Genomic DNA, 24850 nt, shown 5'->3' with positions numbered 1-24850 from the left:
ACGATGCACCTCCCAGGCTAGGGGTCCGGAAGGACCAGCCCGCTTAGCACGTAGCGATAGACGAGGTACAAAACGGCAAACAGGATGAACGGGGATGTGATCAGCATCGCGGGGAGCGGTCGCAGCGGGAACCATGTCATCTTTGCCGCCGCACGAGGCTGGCAGTCCGGCACGAGGGCGCCGGGGAACAACTCCACCCCGTCGGTATCGGGAACTCCTTGCGGGGCATCGAAGAGTAGCTTCAGTTGCGCGCTTCTGACCTGCTCCAGTTGAAGCTCTCCCTCCGGGCCGATGTAGCGCCCTTTGAAGCCGAGGGCGAGGCAAAGACAGAAGACCTCGCGCGCCTGCTGGTTCTGCCCCAGCGCCTGCAACCGCTCGAATGCCTCCACACCCGCGTCGGTGGTCTGGTAGAAGTGACGCTGCAACTGCTCATGCTGCCACCGGTGCGTGTCGCGCCACTGCGAGCCGAGCAGGGTCTCGTCCACCCAGGCGCACACGATGAAGCGGGCGTCGTCGTACTGTTCCGGATCGAGGGCGCCTCCCCTGCTCATCGTCTCCGACTGCGCCAGGAGCTGCCGGATCTCACCTTTCACCTGTTCATACGGGGGGGACGCGGGCAATGCGTCGCGGAAATCGACGATCCTGGCGATAAGAGGCATGAAGCAGTCGATCACTCTCATGGTCTACTCACTATCATGATTTCGGCCGCGAGGTCGGCAGGGGCCTGGTCCCAAAAGAGCGCGAGGTTGTTCCACTTCTGCACCTGTTCCCATTGTTCGCTGCGGCTGTCGATATCGAAGTAGATGGAACGGGTGCGCCGCGGCAGTTCCTGGGGAGGAGTCGGGAGATGGTGCAGGGGGATGCCGGGCAGCGCCTGGGAGATCAGAAGCGGAAGCCGCTCGCGGGCACTCAACTTCGCGACACCGGCCAGGGAAACGAGCACGGACTCGGCCTCTTCGTCCGTGGAAAGAACCAGGAAGAAGCGGACCCGCCCCTGGAAGTGAGCAGGCGCCAGCTCGGAGCAGAAATAGTTGCCGTCATAGGTCATGGATAGGGAGTAATCGGGGCCTGCGGTGATCTGCCGCAGAAGCGTGAGGATTAGGTCGTGAGCCTGGGAGAAGCATCGTGCCAGGTCGAGATGGTGGTATTCCGGCAGAAGACGCTCTTCCCCTGCATATGAGACGGTTTCGGAAAAGGAGGAAAGTTCCGCGGCTAGCTGCGCCAGCGCCCCGTAGACCAGCCACGGGTGGGCCTCCCCCGCCAACAGGTGATCGAGCTGCGCCAGGTGACGGTTAAGCGTTCTAAGAGCGAGGAGGTAGACGAGATCCTTGGAGCCGAACTCGGCGTCCTGAACGCCGCGCTGCTTCTTGCCCGCCTCGAGAGCGCGGCAACGCACGGAAACCAGATCCCGTATTTCACGCACCACCGCCAAGAGGGGCGGTGAGGACGCGATGCTTACCGAGGGAGGGATGAAATCACGGGAGAGCTCGACCGTTTCGTTGCGCACTTCCAGCCGTGCAAAGGGGATGAGCAGGTAGTCGCCCAGGAGGTCGAGCTCGTCTTCCCAGAAGATCCTCACAAGGTGGCTCAAATGCCGGACCTCCGCTGCCGGACCTGCACCGTGTAGGTCCGGGCGGCTCGCCCCCACCTCGCCCGTCACGAAACGACTCGCCACCCGGCCAAGCGGCTCCCCCTGCGCGACGATCGTCACGTTCTCACCCGCCTCCTGCCACTTCCTAAGCCCGAGATAGGCAGTCAGCGCACCGCCGGCCGTCTCCATGGTTTCCGGAAGAAGCCGCGGCTCGATGACCGCATTTCCCGGTAATTTAAGGTAAGCTCCGTCAGGGAAGAGGAATTCTCCGGCTGCAACGGAGAGCGAACGCATGCCTGATGAGGCAAACTCGACGTCGGCCCGGCAGACACCCCAGAGATGCGGCGTGGTCCACTGACGGTAAGAAGTGAAGCGGAGTTCCGCGCTCCGTTCGGCGAGCTGGAAATGCTGCGGCTGCAGGAACATCCCCTGGTGCCAGAAGACAGGTCCGTGTGGCATGGTCATTCCACCCTCGCTCCTGCGATCTCCTGCGCGCCCAGATCGACGCGAAGTCGCCCGCCCATTGACTCGGTCGGCAAGAGCACCAGCTCCGTCGCCTTTTTACCCTGCTGGTAATACCCGGTGGCAAGCCCGATGTAGCGGGCGCCCTCCGCCTTGTCGCAAGTCTGGGACACCGTCTGTCCGGGTTGCACTACGATCTGGCGCACACTCACCACCGATGCATCGAAGCGGCCGCACTCAAGTAGCCTCGGCAAGCCGTCCCGTGCCTGGACGAGCAGCCTGAATCCCTCCGGCTCCCTTAATTGGTAGAGGCATAGCATCAGGGCGTGACTGGTCTTTTCGTAGCGGTTCAACTGCGGGTCCGCCTGCACCCTGAGGCGGATCATCGTGCTTCCGCTACCCTCCCCCTCTCCCCGCACCTGCGGTGAACACGCGGCGGTAAGACAGCCCGCCATTACCGCGATGACCAGGTTGTACTTGTGCATAGGCCACCCCGCGCCAGTAGGATGGGGCGAGGATGATTTCGGATCCCCTGCCCGCGACAAGGCAAAAGATTAGCATAAATTTATTTTTAGCAAGCAGCGGGACGGGATTTAATTTGTGGTCGAGCCGGAGGGTACTTATGGTATAAACGGATGTACTTTGGTAATGATCGACGAGAACGATAAGGAATGCAGGGGAAGGACGATGCCGGAGACCAGGGCTTTGGATATTACGGGGGCGATCCTCGTCGGCGGAAAGAGTCGCCGTATGGGGCGCGACAAGGCGCTCCTGGAGTTTCGCGGCAGGCCGCTCTTCGAGCGCGTTCTTGATCTCTTCCGGGAGTCGTTTCCGCAGGTCGTGCTTGTTGGGAACCAGGGGGAGCGCTTTGAAGGGTACGGGGTTCACGTCCTTCCCGACCTCGTCCCCGGCAGCTCGCTGGGCGGGATCTACACGGCGCTTGCCTCCGTGCAGACCGAGTGGGTTTTCGTGGCGTCGTGCGACCTACCCTTCCCGAGCCGAGCGGTCCTGCATCATCTCTGCTCGCTCTCGGAAGGATGCGACGCCGTCGTCCCCAGAACCGAACACGGCTATGAACCGCTCTTCGCGCTTTACTCGCGCCGCTGCCTGCAGCCGATCGACGAGCTGTTGCAAAGCGGCGATTGCTGCGCCTACGCCTGGTATCCCAAGGTGAGGGTCAGGGAAGTGGGACCTGAAGAGATCGCCGCACTCGATCCTGCCGGGATCGCCTTCATCAATCTGAACACGCCGGAAGACATAGAAAAGACAGGAGAGACCCAATGACAGTAAAGGCAGTATCCTTCGTGGCAAAATCGAACACCGGAAAGACCACCCTGCTGGAAAAGGTCATCGCCCACCTGAAAGAGCGCGGTTACAAGGTGGGGGTTATAAAGCATGACGCACACCGCTTCGACATCGACCATCCCGGCAAGGACAGCTACCGCCTCACCGCGGCTGGCGCCGACACCATGCTGATCTCGTCGCCGGAGAAGCTTGCCATCGTGAAGAAACACACCCAGTCCCCCCCCATCGAGGAGCTGATCGAGACCTACTTTGCGGACCTGGACATCGTCCTGACCGAAGGGTTCAAGAAGAGCGGCATGCCCAAGATCGAGGTGAACCGTCAGGAGAGAAGCACGGAACTGCTCTGCCGCGGCGAAAATCACGACCCCACCCTCGTGGCGGTCGCAAGCGACGCCGATTTGGCGCTCGACGTGCCGGTATTGGACCTGAACGACCCAAGCGCCGTCGCCGACTTCATCGAGGAAACCTTTCTGCAGTAATTTCCGGAAGCATCAGATCAGGGCGCGTCTCTCCAGAGGCGCGCCTCTGGCCGCAGTTCACGTCGTCAAGGCTCGCCGAGCCGCTATTCATGCGACAGCTTCACCCTTCCCCCCTCCGCGTCACATATCAAATTCTCCCGCTTGATTTCCGTGCAACCCACAGTATTGTTAGCTCAGACACATTAACAAAAACCACCACGGTCAAATCTTCGTCCACGGAAGAAAGGAGGTGCGATGTGACAAGTCAAAGTCCCCGAATACAGCGAAACTACCGCAACCAAGCGCCGACAAGATTTCACGAGGCCAACCAGAGGACAAGGACCGCCTTGGCGGACAAAACCAGATTTCCCGACACATTCTGGGGGGAGAAACTGGGGCTGATCCAAGTGTATTTCACGGTATCCGATAAGCATGATGCCGTGTACCACGAGGCCAAGTACGGCAGCAGACTGGTGATCTCGCAACGGGACATACTCCAGGCACAGCTCGTCACGCTTTTGGATCAGATCGTATCTTTTCTGGAAATGGCTGCCGTGCGCGATCCGGAGATCCTCCTCGCCTCCGGCTTCGACATGACCAAGGAGAGAAGAGGTGGCTCCAGGGTAAAGGCAGCAGCCGCAGCCCGGATGGCAGAAAATGCCGACTCTAAAGAGGGAGAAAGCGGCACCCAAGACTGATCCACTCTACCTATGGCATTTGGGGCCGTGAGTTGAGGGGGATGCGGGTCGCATCCCCCAGTTTATTCCCAGCAGGAAAGCTACCTTTTCTGGCCCACCAGGTATCTCCCCCCCCGTTCAAACCATATCTCTCGGTCAACGACTCATCCAGAGCGACCAACGACTCGTTCGGAGCGATCAACGACTCGTTCGGAGCGGTCAACGACTCGTCCAGAGCGGTCAACGACTCGTTCGGAGCAATCAACGACTCGTCCAGAGCGGTCAACGACTCGTCCGGAGCAATCAACGACTCGTCCGGAGCTGTCAACGACTCGTTCGGAGCAATCAACGACTCGTTCGGAGAGATCAACGACTCGTCCAGAGCTGTCAACGACTCGTTCGGAGCAATCAACGACTCGTTCGGAGAGATCAACGACTCGTCCAGAGCGGTAAACGACTCGTCGGTAGCGATCAGTGACTTTCGACCATCCCCCTCTCCTCTGGGAGAGGGCAGGGTGAGGGCGTCGGCAGCAGCGATTCACTTCGGGCAGCGCCCTCCCTCCCCTTCGCAGAGGATCCGCTAAGTGGCAGGCCCGGAATCTTCACATAGGTGGGGACGTAACGCCTCTCTTGGTCTGGGTTATAGATTCACTCGTTTACCCAAAATAGACAGGCTGTATTCCTCCCCGTCCATTTCAGCGATTCTTGGCAGCTTGCCCCACTCCTCAAAGCCGAATGACTTGAACAACCGGATGCTCGGTTCGTTATGTGAAAATATGAACCCGACAACGGTCTTGATCTGAAGTCCCTGCGTCATCTCCAGTGCCTCTGCGAGCACCTCGCGTCCGAGCCCCTTGCCTCTCTGTTCAGGCGAAATATAGATACTTATCTCGGCAGTGTGGTCATACGCCGGGCGGCCGTAAAAGGACTGAAAACTCACCCACGCAACTATTTGGCCGTCTCTTTCACATACCAACAAGGGACGCTTGTGAGGCTCATGCTGCCGAAACCATTCCATCTTGGAGGCAACACTCACCTCTGCTGTGTCGGCAGTGGATTGTCGCGTCGGTACCGTTGAGTTATAGATCGCGACGATCGCCTCGAGGTCATGCTCTGTTGCGATTCTCATGGGGGGCAGTCTCCTTAAACGTCCCGTCATCGAACCCCACAACCAGACCAACGATGCCCGACTTCGGCATCACGGAACCAATGCATGAGTTCCTTTTGCGCATCATCATCGGCAGAAGGCGACCAGGAGGCAAAGTCTTCCTCTTTGAAAGGAGCGTACGGGCCGTGTTTGACTTCAAAGATGACACCACCGGTATCAAGAGAGAGGACCGCATGCCATGTCGCGGCCGGAGTTTCGACCACGCAAACGCCTTCACCCAGCACTGCACGACCGATGACGACGCCGTCATCATCAAAGGTCAAGACGACAAAGCGTCCCCGCAGCGGGGTCAAAAGCTCCCATGAATTGAGATGACGATGTGGGCGAATATAGGTGTCCGGCTCCATTGCTATCGCTAAGCGCTGGATGGGGTCGGACAGTTCGGAATGAAGGTTACGATTCATCCGCTTGCGTGGGGATTGTTCAGCTTGGCTGCTAAGGCTGGAGAGGTCGTCGATAGAGATTGTTTTCATAGAGGCTCCCGCAATGAGTTTTGCGGGCGAGCGTAGACCGAATCGGTTAACTTTGCAATTCCGTTTTTAGCTACCGCGGCATCAACGCGAATACGCCCCAGCCCAGGTACTCGCGCGTGTTTGAGGCGTAGCGCTGCGGCTCCGAGGTCAGTTGCGCACGGACCTCTATCGCTAACTCATCGTCTGGATTGGCTTCAAGCCATCGGCGCATGGTGAGCCATTTGGCCGCCTCATATCTGTCCCAGCCGTCCTGATCGGCCAGCACCATTTCAACGACGTCATAGCCCAAGCGGCCAAAAGAAGCGAGCAGTTCCGGCAGCATGAGGAAATCGGAGATCGAATTGGCAAGACACCCCTTGGCAACATCCTCCGTCGGAGGCAACTGTCTCCAGTAAGGCTCGCCGATGAGGATGATCCCTCCGGCACGCAGGCTCTGCGCCAGGAGCTCGATAGTGCCGGCGACTCCACCACCGATCCAAGTGGCACCGATACAGGCCGCCACACCGACCTTGTCGTCCGAGACATAGCCGGCAGCATCACCATGGATGAACTGGACTTGTTCGGCGACGCCAAGTTCTTCGGCGCGGAGCTTTGCTTGCTCGCTGAATAATTGGCTCATGTCGATGCCGGTTCCGATGATTCCGTAATCGCGGGCCCAGGTGCAGAGCATTTCCCCAGAACCGCTCCCTAGATCGAGCACCCGAGTCCCCTTTTCCATACGCAGTGCCGCACCGAGAGTTGCGAGCTTTTCGGGAGTGAACGGGTTATGGATGCGGTGAGCACTTTCGGTGATGTTGAAGATCCGGGGGATGTCCATTTCGGAATTCCTTTATGGGTTACGAGTAGGTTCAATCAATCGCTGAAAGAGTGTTTTTCTCTACCCTGTCGCAGGAAAAACTGGAGTTACAGGCTAAGCAGTCTGCGACGGGGTCTCGATAATACCTGCAAAAAGCATCTGCATTGGTATGTAATCCCTATCCAAACCGGCACGAACCGCTGCAAAATAAGGCTCCCGTTTTTCCCCATCCCAATCACTAAAATCCAGTATTGGCAATCCCGCCTGTAATGCCATGAGCGTCGCTAGCATGCGCCCTAATCGTCCGTTCCCTTCCCTGAAAGGATGTATCAGCATCAATTCAACGTGCACTTCTGCAAGAGCAAGGGCAATTTCATCCAATTCTATGCAATTGCACGGGGTGTAGGTTTTTAACTGCTTTTGCTCAAACTCATCCAGTAATGCGGGGATATATCTGACTTGGGCAGAGTCAGGCTCATACTGGTCTTCCGGGAGATGCGATGTGTTGTAGCGGCCTGTCATACCACACCTATGCTGGTTTAGCGCGTGCCCACTGGCGTCTGGCAGTTTGATGGCGACGCCTCAGTCTCCTCCGTTATCCAGTACGCTGCGGATCTTCGCGCCTAGTTCTCGCAAGGCATAAGGTTTCTGGACGAAGTTCACCCCCTCGTCCAGCACCCCCCTGTGGGCAATGACATCCGCAGTGTAACCTGACATGAAGATAAACTTCAGCCCGGGCTGGGAGGTGATCAGTCGATTAGCCAGGTCGCGGCCGTTCATCTGCGGCATCACCACGTCGGTGACGACGAGTTCGACAGGCTCCCCCTCCGCGAGGGCAAGCGCCTCTCCCGGGGTGGCCGCGGCGAGTACGCGGTAGCCAAGGTTCCTTAGGTAGTTCTCCAGCAGGTGGAGGTTTGCCTCCTCGTCCTCTACGATCAGCACCGTCTCAGTCCCACGGCCCGGGTCCACGACCCTGTGCTCCGTCTCAGGTGCATCATCCTCGGCCCGGGGGAGGTAGATCCGGAAGGTGGCCCCTTCCCCCGGCTCGCTATAAACGTTGATGAAGCCGCCGTTTTGTTTGACGATGCCAAAGACCGTCGCAAGCCCGAGGCCCGTGCCCTTCCCCACATCCTTGGTCGTGTAGAACGGCTCGAAGATGCTCGACATCTTCTCCCTGGCGATCCCCCGCCCATCGTCACTCACCGTGAGGGTAACGTACTCCCCGGAGGTGAACTCCGGGTGCTCGGCGCAATACTCTTCATCGATGGAGGCATTGCCGGTCTCAATCTCCACCTTCCCGACACCTCCGATAGCATCACGAGCGTTTGTGGCGAGGTTCGCCAGAAGCTGGTCAAGCTGGCCGGGGTCGATCTTTACCCTCCAGAGTCCCCGGGCCGGCTTCCAGGCGAGATCAATGTCCTCGCCGATGAGCCGACGGATCATCATGAGCATGGGCTCCAAGGTTGCATTCAGGTCGAGCACCTTGGGCGCAATGGTCTGCTTCCGGGCAAAGGCGAGAAGCTGGCGGGTAATGTCGGCGGAGCGCTCGGCGGCCCTTACGATCTCCTGAAGACGCTCCCTGATGGAGCTGGCGGGGTCGACATCCGACAGCGCGAGCTCGGCGTTTCCGAGTATGACGACGAGCATGTTGTTGAAGTCGTGGGCGACCCCTCCGGCGAGGCGCCCCACGGACTCCATCTTCTGGGATTGGAAGAGTTGGGATTCCAGGTGCTGCCTCTCCCGTATGGCGCGCATCTGCTCCGTTACATCGCGTGCCACCACCACGGAGCCGACAACAGCATCGGCAGCGTCCAGAATCGGGCCGAAGCTGTAGCTACCCATCCACGTATCCCCGGTGTCCCTGCGGTGCAAGCTGTAAAGGGCGTTCGTGGCCTGCTCACCTCTAAGGGCACGTGGGACAGCCAACTGCTCCGGCGGAGCCGGGTCCTGTGAGTCGCCCAGGAAAACATCTAGAATCTCAGGGCACTCCCGAAGCCTCCTCGTGCATTCCTCTTTGCTCTCGAACCGGTGGAAGGTGGCGAAGGCGTCGTTGACCTCCACGATACGGCCGTCGACGTCGGCGATCAGTACGGCATCGGTCATGCTGTGCAGGGCGGCCTTCAGCTTCGCCTCGCTATCCCTCAGGCTTTCCTCGGCCCTGGTCCGTTCGATGACCACGGTGCACTGGGCCGCAACCCATTCGATGATCCGGAAGTGCTCTTCCGTCCAGTGCTGGGGGTCCTTCGCGTAGGCTTCGACGGCGCCGACGGGGCGGCCGTCCACACGCAGGGGCGTTGCCAGTATCGAGCGGAATTTCCTCTTGGGAGACGACGGGACTATGAGGTCCGGCCGCGCGGCGAGATCGTCCACGTACCCGGTCTGGTCCCGCTCCATGATCACCGACGCAAAGGATCGATCAAAAGTCCATTGGGCTTCGGTCAACTCACCCCACCCGGCATGACTCAGCACCAACAGACTCTCCCCCGAAGCCTGCACTATGGCAGCGCCGCCGGCTGTTTCACCCAGGAGGGACAGGAGCGAGTTGCACACCTGGTCGAGCAGGCGCTCCCCGCGGCCTCCCCCTCGCAGCGACGCGAGAATGGTCCCAAGCATCGACTCGCGCTGCTGCAGTTCGTCGTTCGCGCTGCGCAGCTCTTCCGACTGAGCCTGGAGTTCCTCAGCCTGCTGCCTCAGTTCCTCTTCCTGGTGCTGCAGCTCCTCGCTTTGCTGGGTCAACTCTTCCGTTTGCTGGGTGAGTTCCTCGTTCTGTTGAGTCAACTCTTCGGCCTGCTCGTGGATCTCCCGGTTCTGCCGCACGACCTCTTCGGCGCGCTGCTCGAGCTCGGTGTTGGACGCCGCGAGGTCCCGATTCGCCTTTGCGAGCCTCTCCGTCAGCCGGATGATCATGTGAATGGCGACCCCGACGGCGACGATGTTCGTGACCTGGAAAGACCACTGCACCACTTCGTAGAAGTCTTCAGGATTCTGGTCGGGCAGCACCCAGAAAGCCTTCAAGGCAGCCAACACCGTGAAGGCCCCCGCCATGGACCAGAGGAGTCGCAGGTCCCGGTGCCAGAGACACGGGAGAAGAGGCAGACCGTAGGTAAGCGTGATGAGGGTGTCGCGAAACAGGAACAGCCTTAGGTAGGCCATCACGCCCACGGCCACCAGGAAGATGGCAACAGAGAGAACAGGAGAAGGTCTCCCGGTCCCTTTAGATTCTAGCCCCATGCTACTCTCCCGTCCTTCGGTATACGCTCGCTGCCACTCGGACCAGAGGCAGCGAGGGGGGCGGCTTTTCGACCCTCCCGAGCACGAGGACACCGCCCGGCGCAAGTGCCGAGGTCAACCTCGCCCAAAGCCGTTCCGCGTGTGCGGCGTTCAAGTAGATGGCGACGTTGCGACAAAGGATGATATCCCACCCTTTGCCCAGGTCGCAGGAGAGCAGGTCGCCAACGTGCCATCGGCACCGCTCGCGGAGCGCGGGAGGGACCCCGGCACGCGCGTGGGCCGACGACAAGAGCGTCGCGAGGCCTGCCGTTTCCCGCGCGTCGAACAAGCCGCCCCTGGCACGGTCGATCGCGGCGGCACGGCAGTCTATTCCCACTAACTCGCTCCCCTCCAGGGCGCCCAATCCTTCCAAGAGCATCGCAACTGAGTATAGTTCCTGCCCGTCGGAGCAACCGGCGCTGAGCACCCTCAATCCACGCGTCGAAACCGACAACTGCGGGAGCAGGCCGTCTCGGAGATACTCAAACACCTGCCGGTCACGGAAAAATTCAGTCACCCCGATGAGAACTGTGTTTAGCACCGGGCCCAAAAGCTCCGGTCGCAACTCCAGGGCAGCTTTTGCCTCACCAGCGGTACTCACGTGAAGCTGTCGCAGGCAGGATGGCAGCCGTCGCGTCAGTGCCGCCGACCGGTAGGCGGACGCATCCAGGCCGAAGCGGCCTAAGAGCCATGCGAGAAAAGGATCAGGCGGCGCCTCCAGGTCAAGCTCCTGCTGTTTACCAGCCACCTGCGCAAGGTGCCCCTCCCCCACACGGGAAGAGGGCTGAACCACCGGGCGCTTTCGCCCGCAGGGGCGCGCCGGACGTACCGCGCCCTCGAAATAGATGTGGCTTAGGTCGTTTCGAGCGAGGCAGCGCGATTCGAATGGTTCGGACGACAGACGCTCCGCGACGGGCGGCGCCGATTCCTTGGCCAAACTTTGCGTGGTTGAACGGTTTGTCATGGCTCTTTTCGAAGCATGGAGTTCGTTTTTTTTGGACGCAAACTGTATACCACCTAAAATGAGACAGCGTCAAAGAATTTCAGGCGCCCCCCACACCGCTATGAGTACAGGTTCATACGTCATGAGCCAATCATGAGGGGGGTGTCCCTCAGATTTTAACATTCGTCGGGGGAAAGCGACAATAGTGTGCTTTTATGGCGTGGACGTCGAGAATGGGATGCAACTGAGGCGATGAACGGATCGGCGTGGGACTTGTAGATAAACGAAAGCCCCGGCTTCGTGAGAAGCCGGGGCTTAAAGAGGATCGTGGATGTCTGTAGCGAAAGGTCATGCCTAATCAGCATATCTGTTGATATGAGATAGCGTGCTCGACGATGTCCCATTCTACAAACTCGTCGTTGCGGGGATCATCCCTGAGATAGCCTGCATCACTGGAACTGTTACAATGGTGGACGTCTGACGCAAACACCCTACAATTGGCAGAAGAGCCTTGTGTCGGAGACCCTCTGAGGGCCGCCACCTCTCTCTTTGAAAGAGCAGAAAACAACAAACACCAGTATCAGTCAAGCTGGTCAGCCTGGTTGTGACCAGTTGGAACAAAAGCACGAAATCAACGGTTACCTTCGTTCTGTTTTAATCATGGTGTCCAATATGCGATTGCCAGTATCGTTAGTTTTGATCGTTTCTTTCGGATTAGCTGCCGGGTGCGCAACCCTGCCCAAAGCATCTGAAGTCATAGACAAGGTCCAGTCTGACGGTACCCCCCCGCGGATATCGTCGATTGCCGGAGTGTTGTCCCCGAAACAGAGCAGGACCATCATGGATCGTCTGAAAGCATCAGCCGGCCCGACGGAGGTTCTGGAGCGCCAGATCGCGGTAAACGAAGAGGTGAGCGGAAGCCCCCTCATCAAGGGGAACAAAGTAAGGCTCCTTGTCGACGGACCCGCCACGTTTGCTGCCATGTTCAAGGCGATAAAGAGCGCAAGGCACACGGTAAACATGGAAACGTTCATTTTTAAGGATGACGAAACGGGGCACAAGCTAGCGGATCTGCTCATCTGGAAACGGCAGGAAGGAGTCCGGGTGAATCTCATGTACGACAGCGTTGGGAGTATGTCGACATCCGCTTCATTTTTCAAAAGGTTGCGGGACAAAGGCGTCAACGTCGTCGAATTTAATCCGATAAATCCGCTGAAAGCTTCGAAGAAGTGGCGGCTGGCTTTGCGGGATCACCGAAAGCTACTGGTCGTGGACGGCAAGATAGCGATAACCGGTGGGGTCAACATCAGCCAGGTCTATTCGAGCAAGTTCGTCGGTGAAGGAGAGGACACGACCAAAATTCCATGGCGCGATACGGACATCCTTATAGAAGGTCCGGCCGTGGCTGAATTACAGAAGGTATTTCTCCATGCATGGACGATGCAGAAGGGGCCGGTTCTGAATGACAGGGACTACTTCCCGGTACAGAAGGAGTACGGCAACAACCTGGTGCAGGTCGTAAAGAGCAGTCCCGGCGAAGCGGGCAGAACCACCTTCATCATGTATGTGTCCGCAGTCGCCTTCGCCGAGAAATCGATTCATTTGACGATCTCTTATTTCGTTCCTGACCGGCAGATGATAAAAGCTCTATGCGATGCCGCCCAAAACGGGGTGGACGTCAGGATCATCCTGCCGAAAACCAGCGATCAGAATCTGGCGCTATATGCAGGAAGGTATTATTATGACGAGCTGCTGGAGTCGGGTGTCAAACTTTATCAACGACGCAACGCCATCCTGCACGCCAAGACCGCAGTTATCGACGGCGTCTGGGCAACCGTCGGATCTACCAACCTTGACTTTTTAAGCTTTTCCCAAAATTTCGAGATAAATACGGTCATTTTAGGCGGAGATTTCGGCGCCAAAATGGAGAATATGTTCACTAAAGACCTCGCCGAATCCGATCCAATAAAGAATGAAGAATGGGAAAAGAGGCCATGGAGCTCAAGGATAAGGGAGTGGTTTTCGCACCTCTTCTCTCATATGCTGTAAAAAGCGGTCTCCTTTGCCATCGCTGAAAGAGTTGCTTTACCGCTGACAAGACACTGCCGCCCGGCGTGTACTGCTAATCGTGAAGGACAGTATATTTACATTGATCGCGGCTAATCGCGCGTACTAATCTGCGTCCCGTCCTGCTAGCGCCGGTCCGGACGAAGGGCTGGAATCTCAAAAGGTAGAGTTCAGCGTTGGAGCAGGACCGTCTGAAGATCCTCGCCTACTTCGGGAGGGACTTCAAAAACGGCAGATAAGCGAAAGCCCCGGCCGCATGCGAAAGTTCATGCGAAAGCCGGGGCTTAAAGAGAAGAATCCGTAAGGATTCCTTGTAGGTAAATGGAGCGGGAAACGGGGTTCGAACCCGCGACTTCAACCTTGGCAAGGTTGCACTCTACCACTGAGTTATTCCCGCTCAGAAGAGATCCTGTTTATAGCAAACCGAGGACTCCCAGTCAACCCCTTTTTTTAATGACACGAAAAAATCCGATACCCCCTCCTTCGCAAATGTCGTATCATATCGCGGGTCATCCGCTATACTCTCATCATGAGAAAGGACGACAAGATACGCAGCATGATCGCCAGCGAGGCGGCGCGGCTCATGTACGAGGACGGCGTCCGTGAGTATCGCGACGCGAAACGCAAGGCGGCGAAACGGTTCGGCCCCGAAAAGGCACTGTCGCTCGGCTCCCACCTCCCAACCAACGCGGAGATTCACGACGAACTCGCCCGTTTGATCGCGACCAGGGAAGAGAAAGTGCTTCCGGAACGGCTTTTGCGCCTGAGGCTCACCGCCCTCTCCTACCTGGAGTTCTTCGCCCCCTTTTCGCCGTACCTGGTAGGCTCGGTCCTCTCCGGGGCGGTCACCGAGCGCAGCGACATCGACATCCACCTCTTTGCCGATGCTGTCGAGGATGTGGAGAAGATGCTTGCGGAGCACGGGATGGCCTTCCAGACCGAGACGGTCCCCATCAGGAAGGGGGGCGTGATCAGGGACTACACCCACATCTACCTCGAGGACGACGGCGTCGAGATCGAATGCTCCGTCTACCCGACCGAGGAGAGGCGCAACCGCACCATAAGCAGCATTACGGGTAAAGCGATGGAGCGCGCCAACGCGGCACAACTGAAAAGAATCATCGCGGCCGGTATCAGGACGCAATGAAAAGGAGCTTTCATGGATAACAGGAAGGCGGAACTGATCGAGACCCTCCTCCCGAAGGATACGAACTCTTACGGCAACATCTTCGGCGGGGTCATCATGAGTATCATGGACAAGACGGCCGGTGTGGTCTGCTGGAGATACGCGCGCAAGAGGGTCGTGACCGCTTGCGCGCAGCGCATCAGCTTCCTCACCCCCATCAACGTGGGCGAGGTGATCTACTCGCGGGCCACCATCATCCACGTCGGGCGCTCGTCGATGGAGGTCGAGGTCGAGGTCGAGGCGGAGAACGTCACCGACGGCGAGAAGCGTCTCGCGGCGAGCGGCATATTCACCATGGTGGCGGTGGACGAGAACTGGCATCCCTCTCCGGTCCCGCAGTGGCAGCCGGTAACGGAGGCGGAGCTTGAGAAGTGGCGCGCGGTGGAGAAGAGGAGAAAGGAAGCGTGAGGCCTTCAAGTTTCCTGCTGCTCGGCTTTCTCTTTCTCTCGGGATGCGAGACGCTGAACGAGGCGATGGTGCGGCACATGATGAAGGAACCGGGGATGAGCGGAGAGATGCTGGACCAGATCAGGGAAGGGTTGCAGAGACGAGAACAGGGTCCTCCGGCGAAGAGGGAATCGCTGCCGGCTTCACCGTTTCTCGATCAGGGGTAAATGTGGTCGCATGGGTTCAAAGGCAAATCCCCCCTGTCCCCCCTTCGCAAAGACGCGCTACGGGGGGCAAGCTCCCCCTTCGCAAAGGGGGGAACGTCAGGGCTCTTGCAGCGCTTCGTGGAGAGCTGTACGGAATTCTTCTCAGTGCTTTAAAGAAATGGGGCCGGGGTGCGGGGAACGGCACCTAGATTGAGATGGGCGACACCCCAGGCGAGCACTTCCGCGGGAGGGGCATCCTGCAGTTCAGGCGGCGGGGCCTGCCCCAGAAAACGAAGCGCGGCACAGAGGAGGCTGCCGCCGTCGCGGTCGAGATCGCGACCGGCAGCCAGGGAAACGGCGTTGTCGCGCTTGCTTAGTTTCGAACCATCGGGCCCGGTCACCAGCGGCAGATGGTAGTAATCCGGCGTCGGGAATCCGAAGATGCGCTGCAGGTAGATCTGGCGCGGCGTGGAGGCAAGCAGATCGCAGCCGCGCACCACCTGATTCACCCCGGAGGCGGCGTCGTCGACCACCACGGCAAGATGGTAGGCATAAGGCCCATCGGCCCGATGGATGACAAAATCGCCGCAGGACGCGGAGAGATGCTGGCTGTAGCGCCCCACGATACCGTCCTCGAAGGAAATCACCTCATCGTAGACCTTAACCCGCAACGCCCTTTCCACCTTTTCCGGCGGTAATCCTTCCCTGCACACCCCAGGATAGACCAGCTCCCCTTCATGGGGTGCGGAGGCGATCTCGGCGATTTCCTTTCTGGTACAGCCGCAGGCGTAGGCAAGGCCCTTTTGCTGCAGCTCCCGGGCTGCGGCGCGGTACTGCTCGGTGCGTCGGCTCTGGTAGAGCACCTCGCCGTCCCACTTAAAGCCCAGCTTCTCAAGCGTCGCCATCATGTCGTCGGCGATACCCGGGACCACGCGCGGTAGATCCAGATCCTCCATGCGCAAAAGCCAGAGGCCTCCAGCGCGTTTCGCGATCAGGTAACTCCCCAGCGCCGCCACCAGTGAACCGACGTGCAGCGGTCCGGTAGGGGAAGGGGCGAAACGGCCTACGATGCTTTTTGTCTCGGAGTGGGAAATCAAGGTCACGCTCGTGCCCCTTGCCGAGAAGCAACCTCGGCAAGGGGCGTCATGTTAGAGGTAGGAGCAGCAGTAGTCGGTGACGGCGGTCACCTTGAGCTCGAAGCTCGCGTTCTCGGGGACCTCGAAGGCCTCCCCCCCCCTGATGGTGGCCCAGTCAGGGGAACCCGGGAGCAGCACGGTCAGCTCACCCGACAGGATCTCCATCACCTCGGCGGAGCCGGTGTTGAAGCTGTACTCGCCAGGCATCATGATGCCCAGGGTCTTGCGGGACCCGTCTTGGAAGAATACGGTACGGCTGGTGACCGCCCCGTTGAAATAGATGTTGGCCTCTTTGACGACGGTTACATTGTTGAACTCAGACACGAAGAACCTCCAGTTTAGTTATGTTGATTCCATTTAGTGACGGCAGTCCATCGGGACCAGCCGGGGCTATTTCTCCCAGTCGCCGTTTTCCCAGCGCTCAAGAGCGGCCTGTGCCCTGAAACCGATCAACCCGGGCAGCGCCGCGATAGCGGTAAGGGCCACCACGCAACGTCCTGGAGCCTCGCGCATGGCATAGACGGCTACCATCCCGGCAACGGCCGGGTCGGGATGGCCGAGTCGAAGCAGAAGTTCATCCACTCCTCCCTCGCGCTTGAGTGCCGCATAGTAGCGGTTCAGGTCCGCGACTTCAGTGGCAGCCGCATCATCGTCCATGGCCTCCATGGCCGCGGCATGCCGCAACGCCCCCTTCACGAACCACTCGACCAGCTTTTGCACCTTCTCATGCTGCTGCAAACTTCCCCCTAGCGCCACGGCACTCTGCCGCCGCAGCGGCAAATCGGCAGTGCGTGAAGTTAGCAGTTTTTCCGAATGGCATCAAGGAGAAAGGCCTCCTCCCATGACGCGAAAAAGGCGGGGAAATAATCCCCCGCCTTTTTGCTGCCCGTATGAGCAGATCTGCCTAGATGTCGAAGTACAGTGCGAACTCGAGCGGTACCGGACGCATACGGACCGGGTTGACTTCGGCTTCGGTTTTGTACTCGATCCACTTGTCGATGACGTCCGGGGTGAAGACGTCGCCTTTGTAGAGGAACTCGTTGTCTTCCTTGAGGGCGTTCAGCGCCTCCTCCAGGCTGCCCGGAGCGGACGGGATGGTGGAGAGCTCTTCCGGGGAAAGACCGTAGATGTCCTTGTCCAGCGGCTGGCCCGGATCGATCTTGTTCTCGATGCCATCAAGACCCGCCATCAGCAGTGCGGCAAAGGCAAGGTAGCCGTTGCAGGACGGGTCTGGAGTACGGTACTCGATCCTCTTCGCCTTCGGGTTGGAGGAGAACATCGGGATGCGCAGCGAAGCGGAACGGTTACGGCTGGAGTAAGCCATGTTCACCGGAGCCTCGAAGCCCGGCACCAGACGCTTGTAGGAGTTGGTGGTCGGGTTGGTGAAGGCGCAGAGGGCACGGGCGTGCTTGATGATGCCGCCGATATAGTACAGAGCCATCGGGGAAAGCCCGCCGTATTTGTCGCCGGCGAAAAGGTTGGTGCTGTCTTTCCAGAGGGACATGTGGCAGTGCATACCGGAGCCGTTGTCGCCGTAGAGCGGCTTCGGCATGAAGGTGACCGTCTTGCCGTTGCGGTTCGCGACGTTCTTGATGACGTACTTGAACCACTGGAGCTGGTCAGCCATGTCGACCAGCGAGGAGAAGCGCATGTCGATCTCGGCCTGGCCGCCGGTGGCGACCTCGTGGTGCTGACACTCAACGCGGATGCCGACCTTCTGGAGCTCCATCACCATCTCGTTACGGAGGTCGTTCTGGGAGTCGGTCGGCGCTACCGGGAAGTAGCCTTCCTTGTGGCGCGGCTTGTAGCCGAGGTTCGGGAACTCTTCGCGGCCGGAGTTCCATGCGCCTTCGACGGAGTCGACAGCGTAGAAGGAGGAGTTGGCGGTGGAGTCGTAACGGACGTCGTCGAAGATGAAGAATTCGGCTTCCGGTCCGAAGTAAGCGGTGTCGGCGAGGCCTGTGGACTTCAGGTAGCTCTCAGCCTTCTTCGCGATGTTACGCGGGTCGCGGGTGTAGCTCTCTTTGGTGATCGGATCGAAGATGTCACAGATCAGGGAAAGGGTCGGCACCGCGGTGAACGGGTCCATCTTTGCGGTGGTCGGATCCGGGAGGATGATCATATCGGAAGCGTGAATCGGCTGCCACCCACGGATGGAGGAGCCGTCGAAGCCCTGCCCTTCCTCGAAGGTGTCCTCGCCGAACTCGCTCATCGGCACGGTGAAGTGCTGCCAGATGCCGACGAAGTCCATGAATTTGAAATCGACCATCAGCACGCCGTTTTCTTTGGCAAACTCCACTACTTGTTTTGGTGTCATCTACTGTCTCCTTTCAAATTAAGTAAAGAATCAGCCGACTAGAGAGCGTCCTCGCCCCTCTCACCGGTCCTGATCCGGACTACTTCTTCTACGGGGGTGACAAAGATCTTGCCGTCGCCGATGCGACCTGTTTTCGCTGCCTGCTCGATGGCATCGACGACCTTGCTTACCACTTCGTCCGACACGATGATTTCCATCTTGATCTTGGGGATGAAATCGACCACGTACTCGGCGCCGCGGTAAAGCTCGGTGTGCCCTTTTTGACGACCGAAACCCTTGACCTCACCGATGGTGATACCCTGGATACCGATCTCATTGAGTGCTTCTTTCACTTCATCAAGCTTAAAAGGTTTTATGATTGCTTCGACTTTTTTCAAGGCAGTTATCCTCCGCTTGTTGTTCAGTGCGCCGCGAATTATAGATACCTTGCCATTGAATTGCAAGGTTTAATAAACCGCTGGCTGGTGCTTGGTGACCCCGCTGCAAGACTTTAGCCAATCGTCTGGAAGGTAAACACCCCTTCCTGATTCCGGGAACTTAGCCGGGGCGGTCCAGCCTCCGGCAAGCAAGGCAACAAGACTGTTGCCTAAAACTTACGCAGGCTATTGTCTGCAATATGGCCAGCCAGAACACGGCTTGATTAACCAGTTATTTATTAACACGTCCTAGCGGCAAAGCTGAAATAGGAGCCCCGTCAAGAGGCTCCTATTGTCAGGCAAGTAATAGATTCAGGGATTACAGAACGAAAAGCATTTCCCTGTAGGTCGGCAGCGGCCAGTACTTGGCAGCGATGATTTTCTCCAGCGCATCACCGGTGGAGCGCAGTTCAAGCATCATGGTGAAGACGTTTGCCCTGAATGCGGCGGCCTGCTTATCGGCATCGGCGATGCCGTTCGCCTCTTCAAGGGCCTTCTCAAGCGCCTTGGTGTTGGCGCTCATCGCGGCAAGCTTGTCGCTGAGCTCTTCCAGCAGTTCCTTCTGGGTGGAGACGTCCAGCTTGCTGGATACCGCGGTAACCGCATTGACGGACGCTGCAACCGTGGTCGCATACTCGATGGCGGTGGGGATGATGCTGTGGTTGGCCATGTCGATCATGGTCAGCGCTTCGATGTTCAGGGTCTTAACGTACTGCTCGACCATGATTTCGTAACGGGCATGCAGTTCCTTGTCGCTGAAGACACTGTGAGCGGCGAACACCTCCTGCGCTTCCTTGGAGATCAGCTCCTTGAGCGCGTCGGGAGTGCTCGGGATGTTCGGCAGCCCGCGCTTGGCAGCTTCCTGGACCCACTCGTCGGAGTAGTTGTTGCCGTTGAAGATGACGCGCTGGTGTTTCTTCGCGGTATCCTGCAGCAGTTTGTCGAGGTCGGCGTCGAAGTTGGTGGATTTCTCCAGCACGTCGGCGAATTCCTTCAGGGCCTGGGCGATGATGGTGTTGATGATGATGTTCGGGCCCGAGATGGAGAAGGAGGAACCGAGCATCCTGAATTCGAACTTGTTGCCGGTAAAGGCGAACGGCGAGGTCCTGTTCCTGTCGGTGGCGTCTTTGGGCAGCGAAGGAAGGGTGCTTACACCGATGTCCATGTGACCGCTCATCTCGGAGGATTTCGTCTTGCCCGCTACGATCTGGTCGATGATGTCGGCAAGCTGCTCGCCGAGGAAGACCGAAATGATAGCCGGAGGTGCTTCGTTGGCGCCCAGGCGATACTCGTTGCCGGCGTTGGCGCAGGAGCAGCGCAGGAGCCCGGCAAAGGTGTCCACAGCCTTGATGGTTGCCATGAGGAAGGTGAGGAACTGGGCATTTTCATGGGGGGTGCGGCCCGGCTCGAGCAGGTTCTGCCCGTCGTTCGAGCTCATGGACCAGTTGTTGTGCTTGCCGGAACCGTTGACACCTGCAAACGGTTTTTCGTGCAGCAGGCAGACCATGTCGTGCCTGAGGGCAACACGTTTGAGAACCTCCATGACCATCTGGTTGTGGTCGGTGGCGATGTTGGTGTTCTCGAAAATCGGGGCTATTTCGAACTGTCCCGGTGCCACCTCGTTGTGCTGGGTTTTGGCGGACACACCGAGCTTCCACAGCTCTTCATTCACTTCCTTCATGTACGCCAGCACTCTTTCCTTGATGCTGCCGAAGTAGTGGTCTTCCATCTCCTGCCCTTTCGAGGACATGGCGCCGAAGAGGGTTCTACCGGCCATCATCAGGTCGGGCCTTTGCAGGTAGAAGGACTTGTCGACCAGGAAGTATTCCTGCTCTGCTCCGACGGTCGAGGTAACCCTGGTGACACTGGCGTTTCCGAACAGTTTAAGAACACGCACGGCCTGCGTGGAAAGCGCTTCAATGGAACGAAGCAGAGGAACCTTCTTGTCCAATGCCTCACCGGTGTAGGAGCAGAAGGCGGTGGGGATGCAGAGGGTGACGACGTCGGCCTCTTCCCTCAGGAAGGCAGGCGAGGTGCAGTCCCAGGCGGTATAACCCCTCGCTTCGAAGGTCGCCCTCAGGCCGCCGCTCGGGAAAGAGGAGGCATCCGGCTCGCCCTTGACCAGCTCTTTACCGGAGAACTCAAGCAGAGCGCCGCCATCCGCCGGCGAAATGAAGGAGTCATGCTTCTCCGCGGTGATGCCGGTCATCGGCTGGAACCAATGGGTAAAATGTGTTGCACCTCTTTCAACTGCCCACTCTTTCATTGCCGAAGCGACAACATCTGCGATGGAGGGATCCAGCGGCAGACCTTCGTCTATGGTTTTCTTGAGGTTCTTGAAAACACTTTTCGGCAGCCTATCTCTCATTACGGACTGGTTAAACACATTTTGCCCAAACATCTCCACGGTGCAGCCTCCTTTTTATGCAGCGGTGTCTAAAAAATAAGCAGAATGCTTATCGAAGATTTCAGAGTTCCAGGCATTTACAGTCGATCACGCCTGAGTCACGGTTATTAAGCAAGAGAAGTGCCCAGCCAGGCAACCCAATGATTAATATTCGTACACCCATCGGCTCCGTCACTGGCACAAGCGCCGCCCGGTCCGTAGATACAAGTAGCTGCCACTTGCAAAGCGCCGACAATACTAATATAGTACGACTGCCTCAAGCAGAGTGAGACGCTCCCCGAAGTCCGGACCAAGGATCAACAGTGAAGAAACAGGCAATCACACGACGGTGGAACGGAACTTCACGGCTAGCGCTTGCACTGCTACCCGCCTTATTCTGCCTAATATCGAAGCAGAGTGCCTACGCTGACTTCTACCGATACACCGACGAAAACGGCGTCGAGGTCTTCACCAACACCCCTTCCAACAAAAGCGCGGTCCGTATCATCCGCGAAGCGCGGAAACCAAAACAGCCGAACCTGCCGGCGAGAACCACAGCCAAGACGGCGTCCGCATCGTCCGAGCCTGCCGGCACGGAAGGACTCCTCCCGGTCCAGGGGGTAATCACCTCCGGATACGGCATGCGCCATGACCCAATCGACGGAGGTCTGCGGCATCATAACGGCCTGGACATTGCGGTGCCGACCGGCACTAAGGTGAAGGCGATTGCGGCGGGAACGGTGGTCGAAAGCGGCATGCATGGGGGGTACGGCAACCTGGTGACCATCCGGCATGCCGACGGCATGGTCTCTATGTACGGGCACAACGCGCAGTTGGAGGTCAAGGTCGGGGACCAGGTGGCGGCGGGGCAGACCGTGGCGCTGTCAGGCTCGACCGGGAGATCGACCGGCCCGCATGTGCACTTCGAACTCTGGAGGAACGGCGTGAACGTGACGCGTAACTATCTGGAGACAGGCGCAGGTATTCCTGAAGTTGCCGACAGCATCAGGAGCTACGTACACAAGGACGGGTCACTGGTCTTTACCAACATCAACTGAACCGGCAATCAACGTAATCTTCATCCCCTCTCCCTCCGGGTCGCCGCACAGCACCACAATTACATTCTCTTCTTCACATGCCTTGTTGCCGGAGCGTTCCACGGGTCGTCAGGCCAGGGATGCCTGGGGTAGCGACCTTTCAATTCCTTGCACACCTCGCGGTAGGCACCGTTCCAGAAGCTCTTCAGGTCGGCAGTCACCTGGATGGGACGCCGTGCAGGCGACAACAGGTGGATCAGCACCGGCACCCTCCCCCGCGCGAGCCTCGGCGTTTCCGCCAGGCCGAACATCTCCTGAAGCTTCACCGCCAGAAACGGCTCCCCCTCTGCCGGATACTCAAGCGAAACGCGGGACCCGCTGGGGACCTGCAGGTGCGTGGGCGCCTCCCGCTCCACTAACTGCTGCTTCCGATAGTCAAGAAGGGCCTTCAAAGGCTGCAGCAGATCCACCTTGGCAAGCTGGGCCTGGCTCCGCACCCCCTGCAGATACGGGAGCAGCCACTGCCCGACGCTCTCGGTAAGCGCCTGGTCGGAGAGGTCGGGAAGTTCCTCCTCGGGGAGCACCCGTGCCAGGAAGCGCACCCGGTTCCGGTACTGCGCGGCCTGCTCGCTCCAGTTGAGCCCGCCGATGCCAGCCCCCGACAGTATCCCCTGCAGAAGCGCAGCAGCCACCTCACCCTTCTCGGGGACCGCGGCCCGCTCGGAAAGCACCACAGTGCCAAGCCGCTCTTCATCCCGGGCCACCACCCTTCCCTCGCGCTCGTCCCAGAACACCCTGCGCTCGCGCGTGATGGCGCCCGCGCATCCGGAGCGGACCGCCTCCAGGGAAACAGCGCTCGCCATGTGTATGTCCGCCTCGCCACCCCCACCCTCGACCTCAACGGCGACGATGAAGGGCTGCGCCCTCAGGTTACTGCGCGGGGAGAGTTTGGCCCCGGTGCCGTTGGCCATCAGGTAGCGCCCGGAGCCGGGATTCCTCTCGCGCGCGACGCGGTCTGGATAGGCCATAAGGAGGAGCCGCCCCACGGTAGCCGCATCGGCATGCGTGGAAGCGTCCGGCACCCCGAGGGCGCCGCGGAAGTAGGCGGCGAGCCGTTCAACCGTGCGCGCCCCCTGCGGGTCGCGGCGTTCGCCCAACGCATCCAGACGGTCCAGCAGATCGCTATCGGAAATGCTACCGCTGCCACGCGGCATGAGGTCACGTTCCGAGAGGATGGCGGCGAGTTTACAGGCAAGCGGTGCGTGTCCAGCGGCGAGCGAACCCACCAGCATGGCGGCAAGGCGCGGGTGCATGGGAAGCGCCGCCATCCTCGCCCCCAGGTCGGTGAGGGTGCCGCGCGCATCTAGAGCGCCCAAGGCGCGCAAGAGCGCCCGACCTTCGGCGAGATGGGCGGCCGGGGGTGCGTCAAGAAAGCTCAGAGAAGCGGGATCGGCCACGCCCCACTGCGCCAGGTCCAGCGCCAGCGGAGCGAGGTCGGAAACCTTGATCTCGGGGGGAGTGAAGGGAAGCAGAGCGCTCTGGGTGTGCTCGGTCCAGAGGCGGTAGCAGGCGCCGGGGGCTACGCGGCCGGCGCGGCCGGCGCGCTGCTGCGCGGAGGCGGCCGAAATGCGCATGGTGTCGAGGCGGTTCAGGCCGGTCGAGGGATCGTAACGGAGCTGGCGGGAATAGCCGGTATCCACCACCACCCGCACCCCCTCGATGGTGAGGCTCGTTTCGGCGATGTTGGTGGCGAGCACCACCTTGCGGCGTTCCCCCGGGAGGATGGCCCGTTCCTGTGCCGCAAAGGGAAGGTCCCCGTAGAGGACGGCGATCATCACCCGGGAGCCTACCTGTCCCTGCAGGATGTTCTCGCAGCGCCTTATGTCGCCAGCGCCCGGCAGGAAGACGAGGACGTCCCCTTCGGTCTCGGCAAGCGCCTTCATGACCCCGGCGCAGGCGGTTTCGGCGAGCCTAGTCGCAGGCTCGGTCTTGAGATAACGGACGTCGACCGGGAACTGGCGCCCTTCGCTGGTGACGAGGGGCGCACCGCCAAGGAGTTTCGCTACCGGCTCCGCATCGAGCGTCGCCGACATGACCAGCAGGCGCAGGTCCTCGCGCAGCCCGAGCTGCACGTCGCGGCACAAGGCAAGGGAGAGATCGCAGGTGAGGCTCCGCTCGTGGAACTCGTCGAAGATCACCGCCGAGACCCCTTCGAGGAGCGGGTCGCTTTGCAGACGGCGCGCGAGGATCCCCTCGGTAACCACCTCGATCCGGGTCGCCCGGGAGACCTTGCGTTCGAAACGGATGGCGTAGCCTACCCGCTGTCCCACCTCCTCGCCGAGACACTGCGCCATGTAACGGGCGGCGTTGACCGCGGCAAGCCGGCGCGGCTCGAGCATGATGATTTTCCCGTCACCGAGGAAAGGGGCGTCGAGGAGGGCAAGAGGGACGCGGGTGGTCTTGCCGGCGCCGGGTGGCGCCTGCAGCACGGCAACGTTCCTTTGCGTGAGGGCCGCGATCAGCTCGGGGAGGACCCCGTCGATGGTGGTGGCGTTCCGGCTTTGCATCG

At 59.5% G+C, this 24850-nt stretch carries 24 protein-coding genes and 1 tRNA gene; 8 read left to right on the top strand and 17 right to left on the bottom strand.

Features of this window, described 5'->3' with window-relative positions; translation table 11 throughout:
* Positions 1 to 17 precede the first annotated feature (17 nt).
* The 3 genes from E4633_RS13620 to tssJ are packed head-to-tail and all read right to left on the bottom strand — an operon-like array spanning position 18 to position 2538.
* Positions 18 to 680 carry a DotU family type IV/VI secretion system protein gene (locus tag E4633_RS13620; protein ID WP_135870904.1) on the bottom strand — a complete coding sequence of 221 codons (663 nt, stop codon included), beginning with the start codon at positions 678 to 680 and terminating at the stop codon, positions 18 to 20.
* On the bottom strand, positions 677 to 2050 hold the full coding sequence (gene tssK, locus E4633_RS13615; protein ID WP_246038122.1) for a type VI secretion system baseplate subunit TssK: 1374 nt from the start codon (positions 2048 to 2050) through the stop codon (positions 677 to 679). The genes E4633_RS13620 and tssK overlap by 4 nt, the downstream gene beginning before the upstream one ends.
* A gap of 2 nt (positions 2051 to 2052) precedes the next feature.
* Positions 2053 to 2538: a type VI secretion system lipoprotein TssJ gene (gene tssJ / locus E4633_RS13610; RefSeq protein ID WP_135870901.1), complete on the bottom strand. Its 486-nt coding sequence runs from the start codon at positions 2536 to 2538 to the stop codon at positions 2053 to 2055.
* 202 nt (positions 2539 to 2740) lie between these two features.
* On the opposite strand from tssJ, the gene mobA reads away from it, so the two are divergent.
* The 3 genes from mobA to E4633_RS13595 all read left to right on the top strand — a co-directional run bounded on the left by mobA (position 2741) and on the right by E4633_RS13595 (position 4514).
* Positions 2741 to 3337 (top strand): molybdenum cofactor guanylyltransferase, encoded by a 597-nt coding sequence (mobA, locus tag E4633_RS13605; protein ID WP_135870899.1) that lies wholly within the window; start codon positions 2741 to 2743, stop codon positions 3335 to 3337.
* The gene (mobB, locus tag E4633_RS13600) at positions 3334 to 3837 is read left to right on the top strand and encodes a molybdopterin-guanine dinucleotide biosynthesis protein B (protein ID WP_135870897.1); all 504 of its coding nucleotides are present in this window, start codon (positions 3334 to 3336) and stop codon (positions 3835 to 3837) included. Before mobA ends, mobB begins: the two co-directional genes overlap by 4 nt.
* Positions 3838 to 4223: 386 nt before the next feature.
* Entirely contained in the window at positions 4224 to 4514 is a 291-nt protein-coding gene (locus tag E4633_RS13595) for a hypothetical protein (protein WP_246038120.1), read from the top strand.
* A gap of 619 nt (positions 4515 to 5133) precedes the next feature.
* Here the strand turns inward: E4633_RS13595 and E4633_RS13585 are convergent.
* The 6 genes from E4633_RS13585 to E4633_RS13560 form a co-directional block, all read right to left on the bottom strand.
* The gene (locus E4633_RS13585; protein WP_135870893.1) at positions 5134 to 5622 is read right to left on the bottom strand and encodes a GNAT family N-acetyltransferase; all 489 of its coding nucleotides are present in this window, start codon (positions 5620 to 5622) and stop codon (positions 5134 to 5136) included.
* 26 nt (positions 5623 to 5648) lie between these two features.
* The gene (locus E4633_RS13580) at positions 5649 to 6134 is read right to left on the bottom strand and encodes a WbuC family cupin fold metalloprotein (protein ID WP_135870891.1); all 486 of its coding nucleotides are present in this window, start codon (positions 6132 to 6134) and stop codon (positions 5649 to 5651) included.
* 70 nt (positions 6135 to 6204) lie between these two features.
* Positions 6205 to 6951: an SAM-dependent methyltransferase gene (locus E4633_RS13575; RefSeq protein ID WP_135870889.1), complete on the bottom strand. Its 747-nt coding sequence runs from the start codon at positions 6949 to 6951 to the stop codon at positions 6205 to 6207.
* A gap of 93 nt (positions 6952 to 7044) precedes the next feature.
* Complete coding sequence (locus E4633_RS13570) at positions 7045 to 7452, bottom strand: Fic family protein (RefSeq protein WP_135870887.1); 408 nt, start codon at positions 7450 to 7452, stop codon at positions 7045 to 7047.
* Between the two features lie 60 nt (positions 7453 to 7512).
* Positions 7513 to 10161, bottom strand: coding sequence for an ATP-binding protein (locus tag E4633_RS13565; protein ID WP_135870885.1), 2649 nt, complete (start codon positions 10159 to 10161; stop codon positions 7513 to 7515).
* Between the two features lies 1 nt (position 10162).
* Positions 10163 to 11164, bottom strand: coding sequence for a CheR family methyltransferase (locus E4633_RS13560; protein WP_135870883.1), 1002 nt, complete (start codon positions 11162 to 11164; stop codon positions 10163 to 10165).
* 819 nt (positions 11165 to 11983) lie between these two features.
* Here E4633_RS13560 and cls point away from each other — a divergent pair.
* The gene (gene cls / locus E4633_RS13555; RefSeq protein ID WP_246038117.1) at positions 11984 to 13192 is read left to right on the top strand and encodes a cardiolipin synthase; all 1209 of its coding nucleotides are present in this window, start codon (positions 11984 to 11986) and stop codon (positions 13190 to 13192) included.
* A 340-nt stretch (positions 13193 to 13532) separates the two neighbouring features.
* Here cls and E4633_RS13550 read toward each other — a convergent pair.
* Positions 13533 to 13607 (bottom strand) — tRNA-Gly (locus E4633_RS13550).
* Between the two features lie 132 nt (positions 13608 to 13739).
* Between E4633_RS13550 and E4633_RS13545 the strand changes: the two genes are divergently transcribed.
* The 3 genes from E4633_RS13545 to E4633_RS13535 are packed head-to-tail and all read left to right on the top strand — an operon-like array spanning position 13740 to position 15010.
* Positions 13740 to 14357 (top strand): hypothetical protein, encoded by a 618-nt coding sequence (locus tag E4633_RS13545; protein WP_135870881.1) that lies wholly within the window; start codon positions 13740 to 13742, stop codon positions 14355 to 14357.
* Between the two features lie 12 nt (positions 14358 to 14369).
* Positions 14370 to 14804 carry an acyl-CoA thioesterase gene (locus E4633_RS13540; protein ID WP_135870879.1) on the top strand — a complete coding sequence of 145 codons (435 nt, stop codon included), beginning with the start codon at positions 14370 to 14372 and terminating at the stop codon, positions 14802 to 14804.
* Positions 14801 to 15010, top strand: a complete 210-nt coding sequence (locus E4633_RS13535; RefSeq protein WP_135870877.1) for a hypothetical protein — start codon at positions 14801 to 14803, stop codon at positions 15008 to 15010. Before E4633_RS13540 ends, E4633_RS13535 begins: the two co-directional genes overlap by 4 nt.
* A gap of 149 nt (positions 15011 to 15159) precedes the next feature.
* Here the strand turns inward: E4633_RS13535 and gluQRS are convergent, their stop codons facing one another.
* From gluQRS to E4633_RS13505, 6 genes are all read right to left on the bottom strand, one after another.
* On the bottom strand, positions 15160 to 16086 hold the full coding sequence (gene gluQRS, locus E4633_RS13530; protein ID WP_135871598.1) for a tRNA glutamyl-Q(34) synthetase GluQRS: 927 nt from the start codon (positions 16084 to 16086) through the stop codon (positions 15160 to 15162).
* Between the two features lie 51 nt (positions 16087 to 16137).
* Positions 16138 to 16449, bottom strand: coding sequence for a pyrimidine/purine nucleoside phosphorylase (gene ppnP / locus E4633_RS13525; RefSeq protein ID WP_135870875.1), 312 nt, complete (start codon positions 16447 to 16449; stop codon positions 16138 to 16140).
* Between the two features lie 66 nt (positions 16450 to 16515).
* Entirely contained in the window at positions 16516 to 16863 is a 348-nt protein-coding gene (locus E4633_RS13520; RefSeq protein WP_135870873.1) for a hypothetical protein, read from the bottom strand.
* A gap of 166 nt (positions 16864 to 17029) precedes the next feature.
* Positions 17030 to 18442 (bottom strand): type I glutamate--ammonia ligase, encoded by a 1413-nt coding sequence (gene glnA, locus E4633_RS13515; RefSeq protein WP_135870871.1) that lies wholly within the window; start codon positions 18440 to 18442, stop codon positions 17030 to 17032.
* A gap of 38 nt (positions 18443 to 18480) precedes the next feature.
* Positions 18481 to 18819, bottom strand: a complete 339-nt coding sequence (locus E4633_RS13510; RefSeq protein WP_129126904.1) for a P-II family nitrogen regulator — start codon at positions 18817 to 18819, stop codon at positions 18481 to 18483.
* A 358-nt stretch (positions 18820 to 19177) separates the two neighbouring features.
* Positions 19178 to 21259, bottom strand: coding sequence for a glutamine synthetase III family protein (locus E4633_RS13505; protein WP_281276776.1), 2082 nt, complete (start codon positions 21257 to 21259; stop codon positions 19178 to 19180).
* Between the two features lie 308 nt (positions 21260 to 21567).
* On the opposite strand from E4633_RS13505, the gene E4633_RS13500 reads away from it, so the two are divergent.
* Positions 21568 to 22302 carry a peptidoglycan DD-metalloendopeptidase family protein gene (locus tag E4633_RS13500; RefSeq protein WP_135870867.1) on the top strand — a complete coding sequence of 245 codons (735 nt, stop codon included), beginning with the start codon at positions 21568 to 21570 and terminating at the stop codon, positions 22300 to 22302.
* A 59-nt stretch (positions 22303 to 22361) separates the two neighbouring features.
* On the opposite strand, the gene hrpB is transcribed toward E4633_RS13500, so the two are convergent.
* A complete protein-coding gene (gene hrpB, locus E4633_RS13495; RefSeq protein ID WP_135870865.1) occupies positions 22362 to 24848 on the bottom strand; it encodes an ATP-dependent helicase HrpB in 2487 nt (828 codons plus the stop codon).
* Positions 24849 to 24850: the final 2 nt, after the last annotated feature.

It is taken from the genome of Geomonas terrae, assembly GCF_004791675.1.
Lineage (GTDB): Bacteria > Desulfobacterota > Desulfuromonadia > Geobacterales > Geobacteraceae > Geomonas > Geomonas edaphica.
The sequence above is the reverse complement of the archived record's forward strand: the minus strand, read 5'-3'. Positions and strand labels throughout refer to the sequence as shown.